This window comes from Streptomyces piniterrae, assembly GCF_005048155.1.
Lineage (GTDB): Bacteria > Actinomycetota > Actinomycetes > Streptomycetales > Streptomycetaceae > Streptomyces > Streptomyces piniterrae.
Genome location: NZ_SUMB01000001.1, coordinates 768751 through 789499 on the forward strand (window position 1 = coordinate 768751; position 20749 = coordinate 789499).

Annotated in this window: 10 protein-coding genes and 4 pseudogenes; 10 read left to right on the forward strand and 4 right to left on the reverse strand. The window is 67.8% G+C overall.

Annotated features, from left to right (window positions below):
• The first annotated feature begins 235 nt into the window (after window positions 1–235).
• The 3 genes from FCH28_RS03365 to FCH28_RS03375 all read left to right on the forward strand — a co-directional run bounded on the left by FCH28_RS03365 (window position 236) and on the right by FCH28_RS03375 (window position 10237).
• A complete protein-coding gene (locus FCH28_RS03365; RefSeq protein WP_136738110.1) occupies window positions 236–7486 on the forward strand; it encodes a non-ribosomal peptide synthetase/type I polyketide synthase in 7251 nt (2416 codons plus the stop codon).
• Between the two features lies 1 nt (window position 7487).
• Entirely contained in the window at window positions 7488–8840 is a 1353-nt protein-coding gene (locus FCH28_RS03370) for a phytoene desaturase family protein (protein ID WP_136738111.1), read from the forward strand.
• An 89-nt stretch (window positions 8841–8929) separates the two neighbouring features.
• Window positions 8930–10237: a flavin-containing monooxygenase gene (locus FCH28_RS03375; RefSeq protein WP_136738112.1), complete on the forward strand. Its 1308-nt coding sequence runs from the start codon at window positions 8930–8932 to the stop codon at window positions 10235–10237.
• Window positions 10238–10404: 167 nt separating this feature from the next.
• Here the strand turns inward: FCH28_RS03375 and FCH28_RS03380 are convergent, their stop codons facing one another.
• The 3 genes and pseudogenes from FCH28_RS03380 to FCH28_RS03390 form a co-directional block, all read right to left on the reverse strand.
• A complete protein-coding gene (locus FCH28_RS03380) occupies window positions 10405–10848 on the reverse strand; it encodes a MarR family winged helix-turn-helix transcriptional regulator (protein WP_136738113.1) in 444 nt (147 codons plus the stop codon).
• An 84-nt stretch (window positions 10849–10932) separates the two neighbouring features.
• Complete coding sequence (locus FCH28_RS03385; protein ID WP_136738114.1) at window positions 10933–12444, reverse strand: MFS transporter; 1512 nt, start codon at window positions 12442–12444, stop codon at window positions 10933–10935.
• Window positions 12445–12806: 362 nt separating this feature from the next.
• Window positions 12807–13200: pseudogene (locus tag FCH28_RS03390) on the reverse strand (transposase family protein); the annotation flags it as partial.
• Between the two features lie 121 nt (window positions 13201–13321).
• Here FCH28_RS03390 and FCH28_RS03395 point away from each other — a divergent pair.
• The 5 genes and pseudogenes from FCH28_RS03395 (at window position 13322) to FCH28_RS03415 (ending at window position 18576) form a co-directional block, all read left to right on the forward strand.
• Complete coding sequence (locus tag FCH28_RS03395; protein ID WP_136738115.1) at window positions 13322–14698, forward strand: IS1380 family transposase; 1377 nt, start codon at window positions 13322–13324, stop codon at window positions 14696–14698.
• A 300-nt stretch (window positions 14699–14998) separates the two neighbouring features.
• Window positions 14999–15751: pseudogene (locus FCH28_RS03400) on the forward strand (transposase family protein); the annotation flags it as partial.
• 128 nt (window positions 15752–15879) lie between these two features.
• The gene (locus FCH28_RS03405; RefSeq protein WP_425471863.1) at window positions 15880–16404 is read left to right on the forward strand and encodes a GNAT family N-acetyltransferase; all 525 of its coding nucleotides are present in this window, start codon (window positions 15880–15882) and stop codon (window positions 16402–16404) included.
• A gap of 35 nt (window positions 16405–16439) precedes the next feature.
• The gene (locus FCH28_RS03410; protein WP_136738116.1) at window positions 16440–17861 is read left to right on the forward strand and encodes an NF041680 family putative transposase; all 1422 of its coding nucleotides are present in this window, start codon (window positions 16440–16442) and stop codon (window positions 17859–17861) included.
• 217 nt (window positions 17862–18078) lie between these two features.
• Window positions 18079–18576, forward strand: coding sequence for a DUF1877 family protein (locus FCH28_RS03415; RefSeq protein ID WP_136738117.1), 498 nt, complete (start codon window positions 18079–18081; stop codon window positions 18574–18576).
• Here FCH28_RS03415 and FCH28_RS03420 read toward each other — a convergent pair.
• Window positions 18557–19263 (reverse strand): annotated as a pseudogene (locus FCH28_RS03420) (transposase). The gene FCH28_RS03415 and the pseudogene FCH28_RS03420 sit on opposite strands and share 20 nt — an antisense overlap.
• A gap of 256 nt (window positions 19264–19519) precedes the next feature.
• Between FCH28_RS03420 and FCH28_RS03425 the strand changes: the two are divergent.
• Window positions 19520–19786, forward strand: a complete 267-nt coding sequence (locus tag FCH28_RS03425) for a three-helix bundle dimerization domain-containing protein (protein WP_136738118.1) — start codon at window positions 19520–19522, stop codon at window positions 19784–19786.
• A 612-nt stretch (window positions 19787–20398) separates the two neighbouring features.
• A pseudogene (locus FCH28_RS03435) lies at window positions 20399–20656 on the forward strand (transposase); the annotation flags it as partial.
• Window positions 20657–20749 lie beyond the last annotated feature (93 nt).

A 20749-nucleotide genomic window follows, 5' to 3' on the forward strand; every position in this document is an offset into this window, starting at 1 on the left:
CGCGTGACACGCCAACAGGGAAATCATCGCGAGCCAGGTACCGGAGGGCGTAGCGCGTGATCGCTTGCCGCACCTCGCAGGGCGCGGCCTCGCGCGGCTGACGGTGGACCTCACCCGGCGTGGCCGATGTCCCGGTGTCGGGCCGGCGGCGATACACGTGACGGGGAGCACCCCAAAATCCAGTGAAGATCCCCGGTAGTTCGTTGTTGAGACTGTATGAAGAGGAGAAACAGTCATGAGCAGAGAAGCGGAGCAGCGACCGTTAACTGAAACCAAGGTGACGGGGACCCAGAATTCCGATGAATTGCTGGTGGCTCCTGGACGTGCGGCCACGGCTGGCCCCGACACTCCAGTCCATCTCCTGGTGGAAAAACAAGCAGCGATAAACGGCGACGATCCGGCCGTAGTCGACGGAGCCGAGTCGGTGACCTATGCCGACCTGGTCCGACGGAGCAACACCATCGCCGCCGAGCTTCTGGCCAGGAACGTGCAGCGCGGCGATCTCGTCGGGGTGTGCCTGCCTCGGGGAATCGACGCTGTGGCGTCCCTGCTGGCGATCCTCAAGGTAGGTGCGACCTGTGTGCCGCTCGCACTCGAACAGCCCGTTTCCCGACTGGCCTTCATCAGGGAAGACAGCGGCCTGACGCTCACGGTCACCACGACGGACGTGGCGGAAAAGGTCGGGGTCGAACCAGAACAGGCAGTGCGCCTGGACATGGACGTGTCACGGGACGCGACGGGAATGTCTGCCGAAGTTCCCGTCGATGTTTCGGGCGACGATATCGCGTACGCGCTCTACACTTCCGGATCGACCGGAACCCCCAAGGCCGCGCTGCTCACCCACGCGAACATCAGCAACTTCGTCCAGTGGTGCCTGGAATCCGGCGTGGTCGACGCGGACAGCCGGATGGCGCATGCGACCAACCTCGGATTCGACGCGGCGATCCTCGACATCTTCGCGCCGCTCGCCGCGGGAGCTGTGGTGTACGTCGTCCACCGCGAGGTCGTCATTTCGCCGGCAGCGACGGTGCGCTGGTTCGTCGACAACCAGATCACTGTCGGCTTCCTGACCACGAGAGTGGCAGAGGCATGCCTCGCCGAGGAGTGGCCGGCCGAGACCGCCCTGCGGTGCCTGGTCACAGGCGGCGAGCAGGTCACCACCTGGCTGCCGCCGCACATTCCGTTCGACGTGCTGCAGATCTACGGCCCCACGGAGTGCACCGTGTGTGTCGCGACGAAGTTCCTGCCTCCGGAGCCGCCGGTCGGCGGCCTGCCACCGTTCGGACGGCCCGTCAGGAACGCCCGGATCTACCTGCTGGACGCTTCAGGCAAGCCGGTGGCCGACGGTGAACCGGGAGAGCTGTACATCTCCGGGGCTCCGGTGGGTGCAGGTTACCTGGGGCGCCCTGAGCTCACCACCGAGCGCTATCTTCCCGACCCGTTCGTTCCCGGCGCCCGTATGTACCGCACCGGGGATCTGTGCCGCATGAACTCCGAGGGTGACTTCGAATTCGTCGGCCGAGTGGATCACCAGGTCAAGCTGCGCGGCCACCGCATCGAACTCAACGAGATCGAGAACACTCTCGCGTCTCACCCGGACGTCAATGACGTGGTGGTTCTCCTCCGCGAGGACGAGCCCGGCAAGAAGCGGCTGGCCGCATACCTGACCTGTTCGAGCGCCGAACCACCGGCCGCGAGCGAGCTACGCCAGCACGTTTCCGAGCGACTGCCGTACTACATGATGCCGACGGCGTTCGTGCCCATGCCACGCTTTCCGCTCACGCCCAACAACAAGGTCGACCGGAACGCCCTTCCAGCGCCGGAGAACAGCCGGCAGAACCTGTCGACGGAGTACGTCGTGCCGCGGACGGAAACCGAGCGCGGCCTGGTCGCGTACTGGCAGGAGCTGATGGGGATCACGCCCATCGGTACCGGTGACGACTTCTACTCCCTCGGCGGCGACTCGCTGATGGCAGGCCGGATCGTCGAGTGGATACGCAGAAACCACGGCGCGGACATACCGTTCTCGTGCGTCCTGGGCGGCATCACTGTCAGGGAACTGGCGACACTGATCGAAGACCGAGCCGACGGCAAGGGTCCGACGTCGGGCCACCAGGTCACGATCGACGCCCATGACGAGAGCGACCCGGTCGCGGCGACGTCGGGACAGTTCGGGTTGTGGCTCCAGGAGCAGCTTGCGCCCGAGGATCGCGCCTACAGTGAGACCGCCCTCCTGACCATCCGCGGATCCGTCGAGCCGGGGAAGGTGCAGGACACCCTTACCGAACTCGTCCGTCGTCATGCGGCGCTCCGCACGAATCTGCAGATGGTCGAGGGGAAGCTGCAGCAGATCGTCAGCGAGCCGACGCGGATCCCCCTCGAACTGCACGAACTGACATCCGAGTCGGGAACGGATGCTCCAGTTGTCCAGAACGATCTGGTGGAGCAGCTGACCCGAAAGCCCTTCGATCTGGCTCACGGCCCCCTGCTGCGAGCAGCCCTGCTCCGGGTGGAGCCGAAGACCCATGTCCTCGTCCTGGTCGTCCACCACGTCGCCGTTGACGGGTGGTCGCTAGACGTGCTGTTCGAGGAGTTCACACAGGCATACGCCGCAGCGGCGGGGCACGCGAACCCCGAGTTCGAACCCTCCCGCCCCTTCGCGGACTTCGCCGCCTGGCAGAACCAGCAGCTCCGCACCGACGGCTTCGCGCCGAGCATCTCCTACTGGCGCGGGCAACTGGACGGAGCGCCAGCAGAGCTGGAGCTGCCTCTCGACCACGAACGGCCCGCCTCTGCCACCGGCCCGGCCGCCGTCGTCCAGGCGACCCTCTCGCCCAAGACCGTGCGGCGGATGCGCGAGCTGGGCAGCACGGAACACCTCACGTCCTTCATGATCGTGCTCGCGGCGTATCAGGCGGCGCTCGCCCGCTGGACGGGAACCAGCGACGTCGTGGTCGGCGCCCCGCTGGCGAACCGCCCGGCCGGCTTCGACCGGACGGTCGGCTACTTCCTCAACATGGTCCCGCTGCGCAGCGACCTCTCCGGCTCGGGGAGCGTACGAGAGCTGCTGAGCCGGGTACGGGGCACCGTACTGGGCGCCCACGACCACCAGGACGTCCCTTTCCCCCACCTCGTCGACCAGCTCGGAGGCGCCCGGGCAGCCGGCCCCACACCGATCTTCCAGGTCGGGATCGTGTCGCAGGAGGTGCAGCGCCGCAGCTTCACTTCGGCGGGCATCGACGTCGAGTACCGGCACGGCCGGCCCATCGGCGCGAAGTGGGACCTGACGCTGCACATGATCGCAAACCGTGTCGACGCGGAGCCCGGACTCCGGCTGGAGCTGGAATACCGCGCGGACCTGTTTGCCGAAGACTCGATGACCCGCCTCCTGAACGGGCTGTGCGGCCTGCTCGAATCGTGCGTCGAAGCCCCGGACCGCCAGGTCGGGAACTGGGTGGCACAGCTGGAGGAGACCGGTCCGGCGACAACCCGCACGACCGGCCGCCCGGTACGGGACACGCCACCGGACCGGCGGATCTCGGGTGGTACGACGGCGCTGGTCGAGGCAGTCAGGACGATTTGGGAAGAGACGATCGGCGTCACCGACATCGGCTTGGACGACACGCTCTTCGACGTCGGCGGCTCCTCACTCCACGTCCCGGAGATCCACCGAAGGGTCACCGAGCAGTTCGACGTCCTCGACCTGGCGTTGATCGACGTCTTCAACTACCCGACACTGCGCACGTACTCCGCTCACCTCGCCGACCTGGTCGAAAACGTGCCGACAGCAGCACGCCCGGCCGCGCCACGCCGGCCCGAGCCGGAGATCCCGGGCGACGACCGGGCAATCGCCGTCATCGGTATGTCGGGACAGTTCCCCGGCGCGCAGAGTGTCGACGAACTCTGGTCACTGCTCCGCGACGGCCAGGAAGGCATCACGCACGGCATCGACGGTCCCGAAGAACCGGACTGGGTTCCCTCGGCCGGCATCCTCGCCGACCGCGACGGATTCGACTCCCAGCTGTTCGAACTCAGCCCCGCGGACGCGGACCTCATGGATCCCCAGATGCGCCTGTTCCTGGAGACCGCCTGGGCTGCTCTGGAGGACTCCGGATACGGCCCGAAGACGCAGGGACTGCCCAGTGTCGGGGTCTACGGCGGCTCGTCGTTCCCCCGCGACTGGGCGGAACGTTTCGCCGCCGCGGGAGCCGAGCCCGGCAGCACGTCCGAACGGCGCCTCATCAACGGCAACCCGTGGCAGAACCTCGCCACCCAGGTCGCGTACCGGCTGGGCCTGACCGGCCCCGCGGTCGACGTGCAGACAGCCTGCTCCACGTCGCTCGTCGCCGTCCACATGGCGTGCCGCAGTCTCATCGAGGGCGACTGCGACATGGCTCTCGCAGGGGGCGTGGGGCTGACGCAGAGCGCGGGCTACCGCTACGAGGACGGCGGCATCCTGTCGCCGGACGGCGTCTGCCGCCCCTTCGACGCGGACGCACAGGGCACCCTGCCCGGCAACGGCGTCGGCATCGTCGTACTCAAGCCCCTGAACCGGGCCCTCGCAGATCACGACACCGTGCACGCGGTGATACGGGGATCGGCCATCAACAATGACGGCTCCCTCAAGGTCGGCTTCTTCGCACCGAGCATCGAGGGGCAGCGCCAGGTCGTCCGTTCAGCCTGGGAAACCTCCGGTGTCACGGCCGAGAGCATCTCCTACATCGAGACGCACGGCACCGCCACCGTTCTCGGCGACTCCGTCGAGGTCAGTGCGCTGACGCAGGCCGTGCGCGCCGACACCGACCGAGCCGGGTTCTGCGCCCTCGGTTCGGCCAAGAGCAACCTGGGGCATCTCGACGCGGCCGCCGGGGTCACCGGCCTCATCAAGGCCACACTGGCAGTGAAGAACGGAGTCATACCGGCGACGCTGCACTTCCGGCGTCCGAACGCCGAGCTGGGCAAACCGAACAGCCCGTTCTATGTCAACGACACCACCATCCCCTGGCCCGAAGCAGGCCCGGGACCGCGCAGGGCAGCGGTCAGCGCGTTCGGCATCGGCGGGACCAACGCCCACCTCGTCGTGGAAGAGCCCCCCTCGCCCGGCCCGACCCGCAACAGCGCCCGGAGCGAGCTGATCCCGCTGTCGGCTCGCACACCAGTTGCTCTTGACACCGTCTCCCAGCGGCTGGCCGAGCATCTGAGCAAGGAGGATCCCCGGCTCGACAACGTCGCCTTCACCCTGCGGCACGGGCGGAGGGCACTCAGGCACCGGCGCGCCGTCGTCTGCCGGACCGCGGAAGAGGCCGCCTCGGCCCTGCGCCCCGAGGAGCAGCACCAGGCGCTCACGGGGGTGGCCGATCCGGGCAGCTCCCTCCGGCTGGTCTTCATGTTTCCCGGGGTCACCACCCAGCACGTCGGCATGGGCCAGGACCTCTACGAGAACCATCAGGTTTACCGTGCGGCGCTCGACCAGTGCGCGGACCTGTTCGCCACAAGCCTCGGCATCGACATCAGGGAACTCGTCTTCCCCGGTGACAAGGACGCGGCAGCAGCCGAGGAACTCCTCCTGCGCCCGTCGAGGAACATGGCGGCCATCTTCGCGACGGAGTACGCGCTGGCATGCCTGTTCGACTCGTGGGGCATCCGCCCGGACGCCGTCGTCGGCCACAGCCTCGGCGAGTACACCGCCGCATGCGTCTCCGGGATGCTGTCTCTCCAGGACGCGGCCCACCTCGTTGCCCTGCGTGGCAAGCTGTGCGACGAGCTGCCCGAATCGGCGATGCTGGCCGTCGCGCTGGACGGCGACAACCTGACCGCTCGGCTGCCCGACACCTTGAGCGTCGCGGCGCGGAACGGACCCCGCTCCCATACGGTGTCCGGGCCGCTGGACGCGGTCGAAGCGTTCCGGTCGACGCTGGAAGCCGACGGCATCCGAGCACGGCGGCTCCCCATCAAGGCGGGGCTGCACTCACCGCTGGTGGAACCCTTCCTGGACGAGTTCGCCCGCTCGGCGGCCACCATCGCCGGCCACGCCCCGAGAGTGCCGGTCGTGTCCAACGTCACCGGCGAGTGGCTCCCGCAGTCCGGGATCACGGATCCGATGTACTGGGCGAAGCATCTGCGCCAGACCGTCCTTTTCGAGAAGGGGCTCGCGACGCTCCTGGAATCGGGCGACGACAACACCGTGCTGCTTGAGGTCGGGCCGGGCAGGACGATGGCCACGCTCGCGCGACTGCACCCGCAGGCCGCGACGGCCCGACGCGCGATGTCGCCCCTGCCCGCGCCCACGGCGGAGCGCACCGAGCGGGACACACTGCTGGAGACCGTCGGGCAGCTGTGGTGCGACGGCGTAGACATCGACTGGGAAGCCTTCGACTCCGACGCACCACACGCTCGGGTCCAGCTGCCGACCTACCCGTTCGAACGGCAGACGGTCGCCGCGAAGAAGAGCGCACCGCCGGCGACGGCCGAGCGCCCGCGGACGACGGTCACCGACGGCGCCGAGGTCACGACCACGCTCACCACCGTGTGGGCCGACCTGCTCGGCGTCGCGGATCCCGGGCAGGACGACAACTTCTTCGACCAGGGTGGGCACTCCCTGCTGGCCGTCGAGTTCAGCTCGCGGGTGCGCCGGGAACTCGGCACCCCGGTAGGTGCGCACCTGCTGTTGGAGCATCCCACCTTCGGCGAGCTGATCAGCCACCTGCAACAGCTCGCGGGTCAGGGCGAAGGCCAGGGCGAGGCGAGGTCGGGAATCCTGACCGAGCTGCAGCGGGGCAAGCCCGACCGGACGCCGATCTTCATGGTCCAGCCCATCGGCGGAACGGTCTTCACGTACCAGGCGTTCGCGCAGAACCTCGGCAGCGACCGCTCGGTCTACGCATTCCGTGCCGTCGGACTTGAGGAGGGCGAGAAGCCGTACGAGAGCATCCCCGAGATGGCCTCGCGCTACGTTGACGAGCTGCTGGCGGTCCAGCCGGAAGGGCCGCACATCATCGGCGGACACTCCTCCGGCGGAGTGGTCTCCTACGAGATGGCGCACCAGCTGATCGAACGCGGCATCGACACGCCTCTGGTCGTCATGATCGACACCGTGACCTCGGACGACTCGCACGCGCTCAAGGACGTCGAGGACGTGGAGAAGATGGTCGACACGCTGCTCGGCATCGCGCCCGAATCCACATCGGCTCTGCGAACGGCGATCGCCGAAGACCCGCTGATCAGGGGCGTGGTGATGCAGACGAACCTCGCGCTGGCGCGCTACTACCCGAAGCCTTGCCCCGTGCCGGCCGTCTACTTCCGGGCCGAGGAGCGCGACACGCTCCTCGATCCCCACGCGGACACCTGGTGGGAGCACTACTGCCGGGGCGGCATCGAGATGCACACCATCCCCGGAGACCACTTCTCGGTGATGGACGAACCACAGATCGGTCAGATCACCAAGCTGCTCAATGATTGCCTGACTCAGAGGGAAGGGGCGCGCTGACATGACCACACACGACGCAGAACTGGCAGAGCAAGACGCTGCACAACAGAGTGATCACGCGGCTGTTCCTGACGTGATCGTCATCGGCGCGGGCCTGGCCGGCCTCGTCAGCGCCATCTCGCTCCTGCAGCGGGGGCGCTCGGTGACCGTTCTCGAACGGCGGAGCGTGCCCGGCGGGCTGTGCGGAAGCACCCACATCAACGGGTACAAGTTCACGCTCGCCTGCAACGACTTCGGATCCAGCATGCGGCGGTATCTCTCCGAGATCGGGGTGAGCCTTACCTTCAACGAGCACGCGTCCGTCTGGCACGTGGGAGACGAAAAGTACGTGCTCCCGCCGACGCCCGAGACCCAGGAAACGCTGGCGCGCCACAAGGCCGACAGCGACCGCCTGGCCGAGGCCGTCAGTCAGCCGGGCTTCGATGAGAAGTTCGAGAGTGCGGCACAGCTTCTCGAAGCGACCGTGCGCGACCCCGGGTACGCGGACTTCAGGACGCTGCCGTCGTACGTATCCGGCCTCGACCCCGCAAAGCACCGGCTCGACTGGTTCCTGCAGGGGTCGAGCAAGAACCCCGACTACGGGTACGACAACCTGATCACCCCCATCGAGGGCCCCGAGCAGATCACCGAGGCCCTGGTCGAACGGCTGTCCCAGCTCGGCGGCAGCATTCACTACGACACCGACGTCCACGGGATCCGCGACACCGACGGGGGCAAGGCGGTCACGACGTCACGCGGAGAATTCCACACGCGAACCGTCGTCTCCGGGAAGGGGCGGTTCAGCAGCAACGAGCCCCGCTCCGGGCTGGAGTTGGCGACGCTCCATATCGCCACGCGCCCCGAAGCGCCGTTCCCTTCCGGCGTCCACACCGTCGGCAACCTGCCGGCGGGGCTCGGCCGGAGCATGGCTGCCCTCGACGCGGGACGCCTCCCGGACCGGTTCGGGTTCCACATCTTCCCCTGCGCTGCCACCGAGGCGTACCGGTCCTTCAACGTGTACTTCTACTATCCGCGGGGAGTCGAGGAACTCGACGAGCCGACGAGCACAGCGGTACGGAACTACATCACGGGCGAACTGGACAGGATAATTCCCGGATTCGCCTCCGCCATCGTCTTCCAGCGGCTCGTCTCGCCCACGCAGTTCAAGAACGAGCACGGTCTGCGGCGCGTTTCCATCCAGGACATCTTGCCCGCCGGTACGGGCAAGCCGGCCATCCGCGACGCCGCGACCGGCGTTTACCACGTCGGCAACACGGTCGGCTCGCCCGCCTACCACGCGTGTGCGGCCGTGCTCTCCGGTCTTCAGGCTGCCGAGCTGGTCGCTCCGGAGGCCGGGCGTGCCCGTACCGCCTGACCCGCAGGGCGAACTGCCCGATGGTTCGCATGCAGTCGGCGCCGCAGGGCTGAAGAAAACAGGCACACTGACGAGAGAAGTGGCTTTATATGTTCGTCGAGACATTGATCATCGGTGGCGGGCAGCAGGGGTGTGGCGTAGCAGGCTCGCTCGCTCTGCTCGGCTATGATTCCCTGGTTTTGGAACAGGGCGAAATAGGCCAGGCATGGGCGCACGGACGCTGGGACAGCCTCTACGTCAACACGCCCAACCGGCTGGTCGACTTCCCCGGGCGCCCCTACGACGGGGACGACCCGGAGGGCTTCATGCCAGCGCGGGAAGTCGCGGAACGGCTCAAGCGGTACGTCTCCGAAATGAGTCTTCGCGTCCGGGAGAAAACCCGTGTGAAATCCGTCGAAGCCCCGATCGACAACCCCGCGTACGACGGCGCGCGTTTCCGCGTCCATGTCGACGGTGGCGACGAGGCCATCGAGTCCCGCAACCTCGTCGCGGCCCTGGGCGGGTACTCTTCCCCGCGCATACCCGACCTGTCTGCCCGCATCGACCCTTCCGTCACGCAGATCCACAGTTCCCAGTACCGCAATCCGCAGTCCCTGCCCGACGGCGCCGTCCTCGTCGTGGGGGCCGGGAGCAGCGGCCAGCAAGTGGCCGAGGACCTGCGGGAATCGGGCCGGGACGTGTACCTCGCCGTCGGTCGGCACAAGACCGCGCCGCGCTTCTACCGAGGCCTGTGCGTGCTCGACTGGCTGCGCTTCATGTCGGTCCAGGGTGACTTCGAATCCGCGGCGGTAGGACGCGGCCTCTCACCGTCCATACCCGGGGCGTCAGTGCTCAGCGGCCGGGACGGCGGGCGGGACCTAAACCTGTCGATCCTCGCGAGGCAGGGCGTGCGACTCGTCGGCTCCGTGCGGAACGCGAAAGAAGACGTCCTGCTGTTGGACGAGAACGTCCGGCAGATTGCGGAGGCCGCCGCCAGCGCCGAGCAGGAACTGCTGAAGGCGATCGACGCGGCGATCGCGGAGCGGGGGCTGGAGGCACCCCCTCGGACACCCGCCACCGTCGTCGATATGGACCTTCTGTCGAGCTACGGGCCGGAGCTGGATCTGCGCGACAACGACATCTCGACGATCGTCTGGGCGACGGGGTTCGTCCCCGACTACCGGCTCCTGCCCGCCGCCGTGCTGGACGAGGAAGGCGCGCCCGTTCACACCCGGGGGGTGGGTGCACTGCCTGGCCTGTACTACGCGGGGCTGCCGGAGGGCAGGGTAGTGCGTTCGCTCCTCATCGGCTCCACGCGCACCAACGGCGAGTTCGTCGCCCGGCAAATCCAGCTGGACAACATGCTTCGTCACGAATCGCCCCAAGCGGCGGCGCGTGTGTGGTCAGCCCGGTACTGACCCCCGGCATTTCCGGTGAAGCTGCCGGTCGGCTGATCGAGGTCGTGTGAGGCCGCGCCAGCCGGTGGGCAGGATGGAGGGCCCGACCCCGTGTCGGGCCCTCCCAGGTCCTCCTCGGCCCTCCCTGGCAACGGCTGGGGAGGGCCGGTTCCGGTCCCGAGAAACCGTCAGCCCTGGGGTGCGTCGACGAGCAGGTGGATCCCGTCGATGAGTGCTTGCGTCTGCCAGTCGGGCCAGTCCTGGATCCTGTCCGCGAGGTGCTTGGTGAGCGCGTCCCGGAGCAACGCCACAGCTTCGGTTCCCTTCGGGGTCAGCGAAAGCAGCGTGCTCCGCCCATCGTTGGGATCGGGACTGCGCGCGAGCAGCCCCGCGGCTTCAAGTCGGTCGGCATAGCGGCTCGTTCCGGAGCGGTCGATTCCCACCTCGTCGGCCAGGCGGGCCGCGGTCTGCGGCCCGAGCCGGGCCAAACCGCTGAGCACAGGGTAGGTCTGGCGATCGACCCCGACCGGGGCGGCGTCGAGGACCGCGTCGTACAGCGCGCTGCGGTTCCGCCTCAACAGCAACCGTCCCAATGCTTGCTCCAGATCCCGCGCCAAGGCCATGTCCGCCATGGGGGCATAATACGTGCGGCTGGCATACACCGTGTCCTCCTGGGGGCGCGGCAGAGTCGTTGTCGAGGGGTACGTCGTGGACTCCTACCGGCCGTCGTTCGCCCCTTCCTCGTGCGCACACTCGAGCTGCTCGGGCTGCGCTCCGGCGCGTGGTTCATCGTCGTCGGCGCCGGTCCGTGCACGATCGGACTCCGTCGGCGTCTCCTCCGTCGGCGTCGGCTGGGGAGAACCAGCCGGCAGGAACCAGGCGAGCGCAGCGGCGACGACGCAGATGCCGGTGGAGGTCCACAGCACCGACGTGTAGCCGCTCTCCGTCGGGTGGCCCGTGCCGCCGAGGTGGGTGGCCAGGACGGTAGCGGTCAGTGCGCTGCCCAGGGAGTAGCCGACGAAGCGGAGCACCTGGAAGAAGCCGATGGCGCTGCCCGTCTCCCGGGCCGGAACAGACTGCGTGATCAGGCCGGGAATTGCGGCAAAGGTCGTGCCCAGGCCCACACCGAGGATGCCGGTCATCACGAAGGCCTGCCACAGACTTCCGTGGAAGAGGGCGAAGAAGCCGGAACCGAGTGCCGCGACGAGACAGCCCAGCGTCAACAGCGCCCTGATTCCCATGCGGGCCACCAGGCTCGGCAGGACGCGCGAGCTGGCGAACATGAGGACGGAGAGCGGGATCAGCACGAGCCCGGCCACCAGAGCGGACGCGGAGAACCCGAATCCGCCCGAGCGCGGGGACTGAACGAACTCCGTCATCCCCGTGAGCACCATGTACATCGCGGCACCCAGCACCAGGGCGCAGGCGTCCCCGGACAGCACCGAGGGGTGGCGCAGCAGCCGCAGCCGGACCAGCGGGCTGGCCGCGCGCAGCTGCTGGACGCTCCAGATCACCAGTAACAGAGCCCCGGCCACCAGCAAGCCGGTGATTGCAGGCGAGCCCCAGCCCCACTCCGAGCCCTGGGACACGCCCACCATCGCGGAGACCAGTGCCAGCGCGAGCAGAACGGCGCCCGGCCAGTCGAGTCGGCCGGGATCGTGCCGCTCCCGGCTCGGCGGCACGATCACGGCGACGCACGCCAGGGTCAGGCCGGACACGACGGTCCCGAACCAGTACGCGCCCGAGAGACCCCATGTCCCGGCGATCAACCCGCTGATCGGGTATCCGGCGCCCAGGCCTGCCGCGGCCGAGACCGACAGCAGCGCGATCGTCGGCGCCACCTTGGCCTGCGGCAGGGCGTCCCTGGCCGTCGCGATCGCCAGGGGTGCCAGCCCCAGGCCGACACCTTGCAGCCCACGGCCGACCAGCAGCATTCCCATGCCGTCGGCCAGCGCGGCCACGACACCGCCCGCGGTGACCACGGCCAGGCCACCGAGCAGCGTCGCCCGCCGTCCGGGACCGTCCCCGAGCCGGCCCAGAACTGGTGAGCCGACCGTTCCGACCAGCAGCGCGACCGTCAGCGACCACTGCGCCGTACTCAGCGACACATCGAAGTCCTGGGCGACAGTGGGGATGAGCGGGGCACCGAACGAGCTGACAATGCTCGAAACCAGCGTGGCCAGTACGAGAACCGGCCCGATCAGTGCGCTGCGACGCACCCCGCTCATCACCGGACCTCGGAGTGGGGCCGTCGTGTGCCGAGCAATGCCATAGTGTCGCCGCCCATCAGATCTCCCCTGAAAAAACTGCGTGCAGCTCGCACGCAGTTTCCACTGTACGCCCACTCGCCCACTCACTGAAGGTCTGGCGGCCGGTCGACATGACCGGAGTGCGCGACCCGGGGTTTCCCGGTCCGGATGCGCCGCGGCTGTCCGAGGCTTGATCATAAATGCGAGAAGTGCTCCTGACCTGCAACGATAGGACTTACTGAGCCTCTTTCAACCTGAATAGTCGCAGGTCAGGAGGGTGTGGACGGCCTGCACGACGCGGCTGATGCAACACCAGTACCGCGCTCCATGCCGACTCAACAGTACGGCTCGTCCGCGGCGATCCGGTCGGTTGGCATCAGTGTCCCGTCAACGATGACGACGTCGCCCTCACCCAGGCCACCAGGGCCTCACGGAGACCGGGCGCCCAGGCCGCGAGGATCTCGAGTGTCTCGTCGACGTACCGCCAGGCCGTCGTCTCCGAGACGCCGAAACCGGCCCCGACCTGCGCGGACGTCTCATTCTTCCGCAGGTGGGCCAGCGCCAGCAGGGCCTGCTTGAAACAGCCCAACCGCCGCCACTGGTGCCGAGTTCACGCCTTCGGGCGTACAGCAGCCAGGAGACATGCTCGACCAGCTCGTACGGGACGTCGAGCGTGGAAGGATACGGAACCAAGCGAGGCTCCTCGGGCGAAGCGCGGTGCGTAGAGAACACCAGCGCAACGACCAGGAGCCTCGCGTCGTCACACTACCCTGACCTGCCCTTTCACACTCGCGGGACAGGTTGAAAGACGTTCACTGAGGGTCCTGTTGGCTGCGAGGAAAGAAGCACTTCCGAGGTGAAGAAGCGTCTCGGGTCCTACCCGTCTGTCCGCGTCGAGGGTGACGGTCGTGGAGTGGTCTCCCAGGCCGGAGCCGTGCTGCTGGTGGAATCGGTCCGCAAGAGCGGTCTGGATACGGCGATATCGGCGGCGCTGGCGCCGTGGCGACGGCCACAGGCGGTGCACGATCCGGGCAAGATCCTGCTGGATGTGGCGCTGGCGGTCGCGCTGGGCGGGGACTGCCTGGCCAATGTCGCCATGCTGCGGGCCGAGCCGGCCGTGTTCGGGCCGGTGACCTCCGACCCGACGGTCTCCCGGCTGGTGGACAAGCTTGCATCGGGCGGGGAGCGGGCCCTTGTGGCGATCCGCACGGCCCGTGCCGAAGTCCGTGAACATGTCTGGCGGTTGGCCGGTGAGGCGGCGCCGGACGCCGACGGGCAGGTGATCGTGGACCTGGACGGCGTCCTCGTCCTGGCACACTCCGAGAAGCAGGACGCCACCGCGACCTGGAAGAAGACCTTCGGCCACCACCCGCTGACGGGATTCGTCGACCATGGCCGGGGCGGGTCCGGCGAACCGGTCGTCGCACTGCTGCGGCCCGGCAACGCGGGCTCCAACACTGCGAGCGACCACATCACCGCCGCGAAGCTGGCCCTGGCGCAACTGCCGAAGCGGTTCCGGCGCGGACGGCAGACACTGATCCGTACCGACTCCGGCGGCGGCACCCACGAGTTCGTCGCCTGGCTCGCCCAGCGCGGCCGATGGCTGTCGTACTCGGTCGGCATGACCATCACCGACGCCATCCACCAGGCCGTCTTGACAGTCCCGGCCTCGGCCTGGACGCCGGCCGTCGAACCCGACGGCGAGGTCCGCGACGGCGCCTGGGTCACCGAACTGGCCGGCGACTGCCTGACCGGCTGGCCCAAGGGGCTGCGGCTGATCGTGCGCAAGGAACGGCCGCATCCCGGCGCCCAGTTGCGCTTCACCGACGCCGACGGGATACGGCTGAGGTGCTTCGCCACCAACACCATCCACACGCCGATCGCGGAACTGGAGCTGCGTCACCGTCAGCGGGCACGTGCCGAGGACCGTATCCGCGCCGCCCGCGCCACCGGCCTGCGCAACCTGCCCCTGCACGATGCGGCGCAGAACCAGATCTGGCTGGAGATCGTGCAGATCGCCCTCGACCTGCTGGCCTGGATGCCGATGCTCGCCATGACCGGCAACGCCCGCCTGTGGGAGCCCCGCCGCCTGCGGCTGAGACTGTTTTCCGCCGCCGCCCAGCTCGTCAGCACCGGCCGCCGCCGCATCCTCCGTCTCGCCAAGCACTGGCCATGGACCGACGTAATCACCGATGCCCTGGACCGGCTCCACGCTCTCCCAAACCCTGGCTGACCTGCACGTTCCCGCCCTTGCGAGCAGCTCCACCCGCCGGAGCAGTGGAACCCGGCGCCCACCCGACGCGACAGCCGGGCCACCAGCATGCCCACAAGTCGAAATCTCCGCTCTGAACGAGCAGAAAGGGTCCGTCAGCTTGCTGACGGACCCTTATGCAAGATCGAGGCTAGGGCACGACGCAGTGACCCTAGCCCTGATGACGGTTTCCGGCAGACGCGCAAATTCGCCCGGACCACGCCATCGGTGACTCCAACTAAAGGGTGTTGCAGAACGTGGTCGGCTGGGCATTTTCCCTGTATGGGTGGGGTGTTGCCGGCTGAGCGGTTGTGGGTGGAGACGTTCACGGGCTTGCGGATGAGTGGCTTCGAGGGCCTGTTGAAGGTGGTGCGGGAGCGGGGAAACAAAGGGCCGGGAGGCGGGCGGCCGTGGTGCCTGCCACTGGCCGATCGCGTGCTGCTGGTGGCCGTCTACTACCGCACCAACCTCACGATGCGGCAGCTCGCCCCGCTGTTCGGCATCTCCCCGGCCACCGTCTGTCGAGTCATCCAGCGGCTGCGGCCCCTGCTCGCGCTGGAGCCGGCCCCGCGACCCGTCGCCGATGTCGATCGGTTGTGGATCGTGGACGGCACGCTCATCCCCGTCCGCGACCGAACGGTGGGGGTCTCGTCCCGCAACTAGCCGGTTCTCGGCCAACGTGCAGGTCATCATCGATGCTGACACCCGCTTGGTCGTCGCCACCGCCCGTCCAGCACCCGGCAACAAAGCCGACGCCCACGTCTGGCGGGCCTCCGGCCTGCCCGCCCGCTGCGAAGGCACCACCGTCATCGCCGACGGCGGATACCTGGGCACCGGCCTCATCGTCCCGCACCGCAAGAGAGCCGGGCGCCCCCTGCTGCGGGCTCAAGAGGGAGACAACGCCGAACACCGACGCGTACGCGCCCGAGTTGAGCACACCTTCGCCCGCATGAAGAACTGGAAGATCCTCCGCGACTGCCGTCAGAAAGGAGCCGGTCTCCACCACCCGTCCAAGCAGTCGCCACCATGCACAACTCGCCCAAACAGCATGAACAAGGCAGGTCAGCCACCGCGCTGACCTGCCCAACCCAACCTTCTGCAACACCCTTTAGCTTGTCGTTTAACGAAGTGAAGCCCTGGGCCGCCGCCCTGGTGGTGCGAGAGTGGCGGAAGCGGCCGTCGTGCTGATGATTCTGCGCCAGGATGAAGCCGTGGATGACATCGCTTGCCGCCCTGCCCGGCCCCATGAGTCAGCCGTCGTCGCTGAGTTGCGGTGGCGGTGGGTGCAGGAGCTCTACGGAACGCCCGACACCACGCTGGACGAGTTCGTTCCCCGGTTCGTGGCATGGACCCGGGAGACCGAGTCCTCGCATCGGTGCTTGGTGATGGTCCGTGACGACGTTGTGATCGGTATGGCCTGGCTGGCGATCACGCAGCGTGTGCCGCATCCGCGTGCGTTCGAGCGGATGTCGGGTGACGTGCAGTGCACGTACGTCGTGCCCGATGAGCGTGACCGCGGCCTGGGCGGCGAGCTGATCGAGGCGGTCTTGGCGTGGGCGAGGGACCTTGGTCTTGAGCGGGTGACCGTTCACTCCAGCGACCGGGCTGTTTCGGCGTACTCCCGTCATGGGTTCGAGGTATCTCCGCGTCTACTCCAGGTCGAGGTTGGGCAGGGCCGCGCGGGGTGAGTCCTCTGATCTGTGGCCGGGGTGATTTGCTGGCCATGTTGTCGCAGTTCCGGGCGGACTTCTATGGGCGTCTCACGAGTCGCTCGGACGCGTTGTTCGAGCTGACGGACGCCCTTCTCTGCACGGAGGGCCCGGTTAAAACGCTGGTGGATCTCGCGCTCGCGCCAGAACACCGTCGGGGTCACGGAGCCCTGTACGGCGGGCTCAACCAGGGTCGGATCGACTTCGGCCGGCTCCGCCGGGCCCTGGCCGGCCTGCCGTTGCCGAGAGCGATGGACGGCAGGCTGGTCCTGGCCGTCGACGTATCGCCCTGGCTGAGGCCGGCCGCCGCGACCTGCCCGGACCGGTCCTTCTGCCATACCTACGGCCGTGGTCAGAACGAGCACCGGATGATCCCTGGCTGGCCGTACTCGGTCGTGGCCGCGCTGGAGACCGGCCGCACTTCCTGGACCGCCGTGCTGGACGCCGTCCGGCTGGAGCCGGGCGCCGATCTCGCGGCCGTGACCACCGCCCAGATCCGTGAGGTCACCGAGCGGCTCGTCGCCGCCGGCCAGTGGCGGGAAGGAGACCCGGAGATCCTGGTCGTCCTGGACTCCGGATACGACGCACCCCGCATCGCTCACCTCCTGTCCGGTCTGCCGGTGCAGATCCTTGGGCGGCTCCGTTCCGACCGGGTCATGCGACGGCCGACACCACCCCGCGTCTACGACCCGAAAGGCGGGCGCCCGCCCAAGCACGGCGGCGAGTGCGTCTTCGGCGACGCCTCTACCTGGGGCACCGAGCAGGCCGTGACGACCACGGACACCCGGCTCTACGGAAGAGCCACCGCGCAAGCCTGGGACCGGCTCCATCCCCGGCTCACCCGCCGGGCGGCCTGGCTCGACCACGACGGACCACTACCCATCATCGAGGGCACCGTCATCCGCCTCGCCGTAGAGAAACTGCCCTCGGGAGGAGTCAACAAGCCGGTCTGGCTCTGGTGGTCGCGAACCGAAGCCACGGCTCAGGACGTCGACCGCTGCTGGCAGTCCTTCCTGCGACGCTTCGACATCGAGCACATGTTTCGCTTGTTCAAGCAGACCCTGGGATGGACCAAGCCTCGCCTCCGCGACTCCGCTGCGGCAGACCGCTGGACGTGGCTCGTGATCGCCGCCCACACTCAGCTCCGTCTTGCCCGCCCACTGGCCACCGACCTCCGGCGACCCTGGGAAAGACCGACGCCACCGAACAAGCTCACCCCGGCAAGGGTCCGGCGGGGGTTCAGAAACCTCCGCGCGAGAACGCCGTCGCCAGCGCGTGCACCGAAACTCTCCCAGCCCGGCCCCGGGCGCCCGCCCGGCTCGAAGAACCGGCGGCCTGCCACCCGCTATGACGTGGGACGCGTCCTCGCCACCGGCCAGGCATACAGCCGTCCCACCCATCACAAAGTGGGAACCAAACCACGGCGCGTTGGATAAACGACAAGTTTAGGGCCTGTTGCGAAAGTCCGTAGGGATGTGTACCTGTCCGCAGTGGTCGATCTCGACGACACGCGGCGCTCGGGTGTCGGAGGGCGTCCTGGCAGAGCCGGGCATCCCGGCGTTAAGAGACGGGCATCGCGCCGTCAGTGCCGTCGAGTAGGTTCTCTCCGTTCGGCCCGACAGGCGGGCCGCCGAACTGGGAGGACTCGTCGCCGTGAGCATCCACATGCACATGCGCGCCGTCGCGGAATCCGAGATCCGGGACGACCACACCTGGCTTGCAGCGTTCATGTGGGAGGCTTGGGAGAACCACCCCGACGAGTACGCAGCGGGCATCGCCGAGTCGATTGACAAGGTCTGGGGCTCCGTCAATGACCTCTATGCCGCTGCCGATGTCCTCGATGCGGATGCCGACGACTCCTGGGAGCTGCCGATTTACGGCGGGCGGCCAGTGGCACACAGCGCCGATGCCGACCCCTCCAACCCGCCCCTGGGGATTCTGGAGCCGCCTGGGGTGTCACAGGCCGCAGGCTTCCTCGCACGTGTCTCGTTCGACGAGCTGTGGAACGTCGCCGGTGCCAAGCTCGTCTGGGCCGGCTGGGACGAGGCGCAGGTCAGGCAGGAGTTCCTCGACTATCACAGGGGCCTCCAAGGGTTCTATGGGCGGGCGGCGACAGCAGGCCACGCCGTGGTCAGGGCGGTGTGGGCTTGAGACGTGGTCGCGTGCCGGTCACAGCCATTCGTTTGATGGCGGCGACCAGCAATGTCGCTTCGTAGCGGACAGCAAGTTTGTCGTATCGCGTGGCGACGGCCCGGTGCCGCTTCAGCCGGTTGATGCCGCACTCGACGGCATGCCGGGCCTTGTAGTCCTCCGGGTCGAACTTCGGTGGACGGCCGCCGCGGGAGCCGAGCTTCTTTCGGTTGCGGGCCTGGTCGACCTTGTCAGGGATGATGCAGCAGATTCTACGTCTGCGCAGGTAAGCGCGGTTTTTTCAGTAAGTGTCCGCTTTGTCGGCGCGCACGCGATCGGGCCGAGTGCGCGGCCTGCCCGGCCCCATGCGGGGGACGCGGACCTTGTCCAGGACGGGCTCGAACTGCGGAGAGTCGCCGCGCTGTCCGGCTGTGACCACGATGGACATGGGCTTCTGCCCCCAGCTCGGTAAAGATCCGCTGCCAGATACCGTCTCGCTGCCAGCGGCGAAACAGGCCGTACGCCCGGCCCCAGGGCCCGCACCGCTCCGGAACATCCCGCCACGGCGTTCCGGTTCGGGTCCGCCACCGTATGCCGTCGATCAGTCGTCGCCGGGTCCATATCGTCGGCCGGCCCGGGCTTCTTGCCCTTCGGCAACAGAGGCTCCAGCAACGCCCACTGCGCATCCGTCAGATCTCCTCGCCCCACGAATCAAGATCGTCGCATGCTCAAGATCCGCTTTCGATACACGCCCTAGGTGGCGTATGACCGTGTCCGTGGACGGCTCCTCCGCGCGGGCCGCGGGGTCCGTCCCACATTGCTTCACGACGTCTCCGGCGTCGATGACGCGAGACGGTTACGATGGGTAGCAGAACGTGGGATAGAGAAATCACGGAAGGTGGGCCGGCGGCTCACACGCCTGCAAAGCCCGCTTTCGTGACTCTGCAGCACCCAGGAGCAAGCCTTGAGCGAAAAGCCAGAGGCGGCAGCCGGGGACAGCGCGATACGTGCTCAGCAGGCTGAGCGGGTGGCCCTCCGAGAGGTGACGGCACGCCTGAAGGCCGCCTTCCCCACGGCGGCCCCGAACACCGTCGAGGAGCTGGTGGGGACGGCATACAGCGAGCTGAGCCACGCGCGAGTCAGGACCTACCTGGCGATCCTGGTGGAACGCCGAGTCAGGAAGACGCTTGCTGTGAACGATGCCGCCGCCGAAGCCGTCGCCGCTCAGTAGCCCTCCACCGGTCACGATGGCTACAGCGAGACCTGCGCTACGTCCTGGTCCGGTCCCAAGCGGTCGTGACCTGCCCGTGTCAGCGGGGCACTCATTCCAGCAACTCCTCAGCTGGCTCAGCCGGAGCCAGTTGACTCGTCGCCCTCAGCCCGAGTCGCATGGCATTGCCCGTGCAGCCCTCGTCCTCAACCGTATATGGGAAAGATCACCGCTGAGAAACGTCACTGGCCCCGGTGGCGAGACCGCGACTGTCACCGACAATGCGATCTTGGCTCTCCGTCGCGCCGCATGGCGGTGCAGCAGTCTGGCCTGGCTGTCTCCCAGGGTGTATCCCACGCCAGATCCCGGTGTTCTCGGTGCAGAACGAGGACGTTCTCTGGAATGCCGGAGTCCGTCGCCCCAGGGTCGAAGCCCGGTCGCCTCGACATGAGTTGCTTTGTAGGCGGGTGTAGGAAGGAATGTTCTGTCCTGTCGACCTGCTCGGGGCGCCTCGTTGCAGGTGTGAGTTGAAGTCCTGCCGGCCGGGCCGTACGGGGGGCGGCCCGGCCGATGGTGCCGGAAACCTGTGGTCCCGCTGGCGGATGATTCCGTCTGTCAGTGCCTTAGAGGGCATCTGATCTGGGTTACGACTTCGACAAGTACAGGCACGTTATCCACAGACGGGGCGTCACACCGAAGATCGCCCGCCGCGGCACCCCGCACCGCTCCAGACTCGGCAAGACGCGGTGAGTGGTGGAGCGCACCCTCGCCTGGCTCCACCAGTTCAAACGCCTGCGGATCCGCTACGAGATACGCGCCGACCTCCACCAAGGACTCCTCGAACTCGCCTGCTCCATCATCTGCTTGAGACGATTCTGCATCGCATTCTGAAATGATCAATTAGCCCTGGGCGGTTCCGAGGGGGTTGCGCAAGAACGCCGTCGCTTGGTCGATGGCTCCGCGGGCGGCTTTGGACTGACTTAC

Excerpts from the sequence above, each read along its gene's own strand:
- FCH28_RS03410 (WP_136738116.1), top strand. The coding sequence starts at position 16,440 with ATGTTGTCGCAGTTCCGGGCGGACTTCTATGGGCGTCTCACGAGTCGC.
- FCH28_RS03380 (WP_136738113.1), bottom strand. The coding sequence starts at position 10,848 with ATGGCGGACATGGCCTTGGCGCGGGATCTGGAGCAAGCATTGGGACGG.
- FCH28_RS03365 (WP_136738110.1), top strand. The coding sequence starts at position 236 with ATGAGCAGAGAAGCGGAGCAGCGACCGTTAACTGAAACCAAGGTGACG.
- FCH28_RS03375 (WP_136738112.1), top strand. The coding sequence starts at position 8,930 with ATGTTCGTCGAGACATTGATCATCGGTGGCGGGCAGCAGGGGTGTGGC.
- FCH28_RS03370 (WP_136738111.1), top strand. The coding sequence starts at position 7,488 with ATGACCACACACGACGCAGAACTGGCAGAGCAAGACGCTGCACAACAG.
- FCH28_RS03385 (WP_136738114.1), bottom strand. The coding sequence starts at position 12,444 with ATGAGCGGGGTGCGTCGCAGCGCACTGATCGGGCCGGTTCTCGTACTG.